General features: G+C 35.9%; 4 protein-coding genes. 3 read left to right on the forward strand and 1 reads right to left on the reverse strand.

Annotation, left to right across the window (positions count from 1 at the left end; translation table 11 throughout):
- Positions 1-1,479: phosphoenolpyruvate carboxykinase (GTP) (locus ODQ17_RS17690; RefSeq protein WP_322905305.1), on the reverse strand; the 1,479-nt coding region annotated here is incomplete at its 3' end.
- A gap of 389 nt (positions 1,480-1,868) precedes the next feature.
- Between ODQ17_RS17690 and ODQ17_RS17695 the strand changes: the two genes are divergently transcribed.
- The 3 genes from ODQ17_RS17695 to ODQ17_RS17705 form a co-directional block, all read left to right on the forward strand.
- Entirely contained in the window at positions 1,869-2,807 is a 939-nt protein-coding gene (locus tag ODQ17_RS17695; RefSeq protein WP_322905307.1) for a diacylglycerol/lipid kinase family protein, read from the forward strand.
- Positions 2,788-3,546, forward strand: a complete 759-nt coding sequence (locus ODQ17_RS17700) for a metallophosphoesterase family protein (RefSeq protein ID WP_322905309.1) — start codon at positions 2,788-2,790, stop codon at positions 3,544-3,546. The genes ODQ17_RS17695 and ODQ17_RS17700 overlap by 20 nt, the downstream gene beginning before the upstream one ends.
- Positions 3,547-3,848: 302 nt before the next feature.
- Positions 3,849-4,698, forward strand: an 850-nt coding sequence (locus tag ODQ17_RS17705) for a BapA prefix-like domain-containing protein (protein WP_322905311.1), incomplete at its 3' end; no start/stop codon positions are given.

A 4,698-nucleotide genomic window follows, 5' to 3' on the forward strand; every position in this document is an offset into this window, starting at 1 on the left:
TTTATTACCAGCAGCTTCAGCTTTTGTACTTACTTCTTGACCAAGGCTTAACCAGTGATCGAAGTAGTCAGCCATGTTGTAGCCAGCAAATGGAAGCATCGCGAATGGGTCACGACGAACGATACCTTGTTGACCAACAGCAGCAGCAGTAGTTTCAGAACCCATAGTTGCAGCTTTATAAACGCCATCAACCCAATCAAAAGCTTCAGAAACTAAAGGAACCGTATCTGCACGGCGACCACCGAAGATAAATGCAGAAATCGGAACACCTGCTGGATTTTCCCAGTCAGCATCGATAGAAGGGCATTGACCAGCAGCAACAGTGAAGCGCGCATTTGGATGAGCAGCTTTTTCACCATTTACGTGAGGTTGACCTTTCCAGTTAGTTAAGTTAGTTGGAATTTCTTTAGAAAGACCTTCCCACCATACTTGACCGTCGTTAGTTACCGCAACGTTTGTATAGATAACATCTTTGTGAAGAGTTGCCATACAGTTAGGGTTAGTCTTGGTATTTGTACCAGGAGCAACACCAAAGAAACCAGCTTCTGGATTGATTGCGTATAGACGACCGTCTTCACCTGGTTTGATCCAAGCAATATCGTCACCTACAGTCTCAATTTTCCAGCCTTCATAGCCTGCTGGTGGAATTAACATTGCGAAGTTTGTTTTACCACATGCAGATGGGAAGGCTGCAGCGATATAGTGTTTTTCACCTTGTGGGTTAGTCACACCAAGAATAAGCATGTGTTCAGCCAACCAACCTTGTTCGCGACCCATAACAGAAGCGATGCGAAGTGCTAAACATTTTTTACCAAGTAATGCGTTACCGCCATAACCAGAACCGTAAGACCAGATTTCACGAGTTTCTGGGTAGTGAACGATGTATTTTTCAGGGTTACAAGGCCATGCAACGTCTTTTTGCCCTTCAGCAAGTGGAGCACCTACGGTATGAATACAAGGAATAAATTCGCCGTCTGTACCTAACACGTCATAAACTGCTTTACCCATACGTGCCATTTTACGCATGCTAACAGCAACGTAAGGAGAGTCGGTTAACTCGATACCGATATGAGCAATATGGCTTCCAAGTGGACCCATAGAGAAAGGTACAACATACATTGTACGACCTTCCATTGATCCTTCGAACAAACCATTTAACTTTTCACGCATAACAGCTGGTTCTTCCCAGTTGTTTGTCGCACCAGCATCTTCTTTCTTTTGAGAGCAAATGTAAGTACGATCTTCAACACGCGCAACATCAGATGGGTCAGAATTTGCAAGATAAGAACCAGGATGTTTTTCTTGGTTTAATTTCTGCATGGTGCCGTTAGCGATCATCAAGTCGATTAGACGTTGATACTCTTCTTCGCTTCCGTCACACCATTCGATTTTTGCTGGTTTGGTTAAGTTTGCAATTTCTTCAACCCATGCGATAAGCTTAGGATGACGAACGAATTCTGGTGCGTTCACTGTGGTCATGGTGAGGCCTATTCAAAATATGTACAACGTACAAGTCATTCATTGAGGTACAATGAAAGATCAAATAAAAAAGTGGCTGTATTAAAGCACAAAATCATAAAAAAAATAAGACTAAAGAATAAGAAATAGATATTTTGATTTTTTATTTTTTTTAATTTAAATCATATGTTTATTGTTTTTTAGTGTATTTTATTCTTTACATTTTTATGTTGTATGTGTGTTATTTATATTATTTATTTTTTTTAAAATCAATAACTTGATGTTTAAATTTTTCTTGAGAATTATTATTGATTAAACAAATGATCATCATTCGAAATTTACATAAAGAGACTTTTATTAGGCGATTTTCTATACAAAATACAAGGTAAATCCTCTTTAAGATAATAAAAATGCGGACTTTAAAACCTCTCTCTATCATCTATAACCAGAAGTCGGGTTTTCATGCTTCAAAACATGAAGATATGTATGAACAATTAATGACTGTACTCACCGAATTTGGTTTTGAAATACAAGTTTTTGAATTATCGGAAGATGTTTCATTTGATGATTTAATGAATCAAGTGATTCATCGGCATAGTCAAAACGCAAATTTAGGTGTTGTTGTAGCAGCGGGTGGGGACGGGACGTTAAATGCAGTAGCATCAAAACTTCGACATACCAATATTCCTATGGGAATTTTACCTTTGGGGACTTTTAACTACGTCGCCAAAGTTTTAGATATTCCTTTAGATTTGTTAGAGGCGGCTGAAGTTATTGCTACAGGTACACCGCGTTCTGTACATATTGCGACTATTAATGATCATATTTATTTAAATAATGCGAGCCTAGGCCTTTATCCATTGTTTATAAAAAAACGTGAGCTCTACAATAAATATTTAGGACGTTTACCTTTACATGCCTATACCTCGGCTTTAGATGTTTTATTAAGAGAAAATAAATCTATGAAGCTTTCCGTCTCGGTTGATGGAAAAAAATATCCAGTCAAAACCCCTCTAATTTTCTTTGGTAATAATCAACTTCAACTATGTGATATGAAATTAAGAATTGCTGATTGTGCTGCACAGGGGAGAGTCGCTGGAGTGGTCATTACAAAAAGTGATAGGCTTAGTTTATTACATATGCTTTGGCAATGGATTCAGGGAAAGGTTGAAGAGACAAAAGATGTTTATAGTTTTTGTGCTGATCATGTCATTGTTGAATGTGCAAAAAAATCAAAACTTACTGTAGCTTTAGATGGTGAAATTTTAGAGATGAAAACACCATTAAATTTCACTGTAGAAAAGAATGCTTTAAATATTATGGTGCCCAATGTTATTACATCTGTCTGATTTGCATTTTGGAACAGAAATTGAGGCCTGTTTAGATGCAATTCGGCTTTTTTGTACCGAACATAGGCCTGAAGTTATTGTTGTGAGTGGAGATATTACTCAGCGAGCCAGATATCAACAGTTTTATAATTGTCGTCAGTTTTTAGATAGTCTTACTATTCCTTATCTTGTTGTGCCTGGTAATCACGATATTCCGTTGTACCATGTTTGGAACCGTTTTTTCTCACCATTTACTCGCTATCAATATTTTTTTGGCCAGCTTGAGCCAACTTTAGAAACTGAACATTTCTATATTGTTGGCGTAAACAGTATACGCCGCCGTTATCATACACGTGGACATATTTCGATTGAGCAAATTCAAACTACATATGAGCGATTACAGCAAGGGCCAGAGAATAAAATCAAATTAGTGGTTTTTCATCAGCCTTTTTATACCCCGCCTGATGATGAGCATGGTATTAAAGATTGTCCCGTATTAGGGAAAATGGCTCTCGAAAAATGGAGTAAGACAGGGCAATTTGGTATGTTACATGGGCATCTTCATAAAACAGCCGTATATGATTTAACGCAAATTTATCAATTAGAAATAGATCATCCTATTTATGATATTCATGCAGGAACAGCGACATCTAGCCGTTTGCATTATCATGTTCCAAATAGTTTTAATGTCATTTCAAATGAAGGAAGAATTAATCATTATTGGTTTAATTATGATTTAAAGATTTTTCAATTAATTTAATTTATAAAAATTCTATAAGACATTTAACTTAAGAGTAGATTGATAAAATTTTATCCATTACAATGCCTAAGCTTTAAATTCTATATATGGGGAATAGGAAAACATTCTAAATGTTTTATCATTTTAAAAATAATATTAATGGATACATAAAAATTTTTAACTATATAAAAAGCCATGTTTTTAACTAGCTATAATAAGGGTTTTAGTATTTTGTGAAATTTAATAATATTTTATAAAATGAGTATCTATTGACTTAATATTTTAGAAAAACTTAATAATATTTAAAATTTCATGGTGGATAAATGGTACAAGTATCATTAATGGCAAATAATGCTTCAAAAAATAATACAGTTGATATTGATGTAGGCCAGACAAAAACTATTGTAGTAGATCCTAAAGAAATCGCAAAAATCGATATAAGCCCAGAAAAAATTGCCTCAATAACAAGAGAGGGAAATAATGCAATTATTCATCTAAAAGATGGAACTGAAATTATTTTAGAAAACTATTTTATTAGCGAAAACCCGCAAATTCTTTTAAATGAAGGGCAGAGTTATTGGACTGCCAATTTAGGTGAAGATACTACTGGACAGACTACTGTTAATTATTTAGAAGTAAAAGATGCACCAAAACTTATAGACTCTTCATCTTCTGTACCTCTCTGGACTGGGGTGGTCAGTGCTTTAGCGGGCGCAGGAACAATTGCTTTACTGTCACGGAAAGATCCTAAAGATACGACACCTCCTGAGCCAGGTAATTTGATTCTCAAAAATCTTTTAGATTCTGGGGCATCAACAACAGACCAGATCACTCAAGATAAAAACTTTAATTTAAAGGTTGAAGGTCAGGAAAGTGGCAGCCGAGTAACGTATTTAGTTTCTACTGATGATGGTAAGACATGGCAAGAAACAACAGTAGCTCAAAAAGATTTAGCTGATGGTGTTTATCAATATAAAGCTGTAGTAACAGACCGAGCTGGAAACGCTTCGGAAACTGCTATACAAAAAGTCGTTGTGGATACCACAGCACCAAAAGCAGGTGAACTCACTTTATCTGATTTGAGTGATACTGGTATTTCAGCGGCTGATCAGATTACACAAGATAAAACGTTTGATTTAAAGATTAGTGGACAAGAAGAGAATAGCCACATCA

Source organism: Acinetobacter sp. IRS14 (assembly GCF_034650275.1).
GTDB classification, from domain to species: Bacteria; Pseudomonadota; Gammaproteobacteria; order Pseudomonadales; family Moraxellaceae; genus Acinetobacter; species Acinetobacter oleivorans.

Coding starts and splice junctions, on each gene's coding strand:
- ODQ17_RS17700 (WP_322905309.1), top strand. CDS start 2,788: ATGTTATTACATCTGTCTGATTTGCATTTTGGAACAGAAATTGAGGCC.
- ODQ17_RS17695 (WP_322905307.1), top strand. CDS start 1,869: ATGCGGACTTTAAAACCTCTCTCTATCATCTATAACCAGAAGTCGGGT.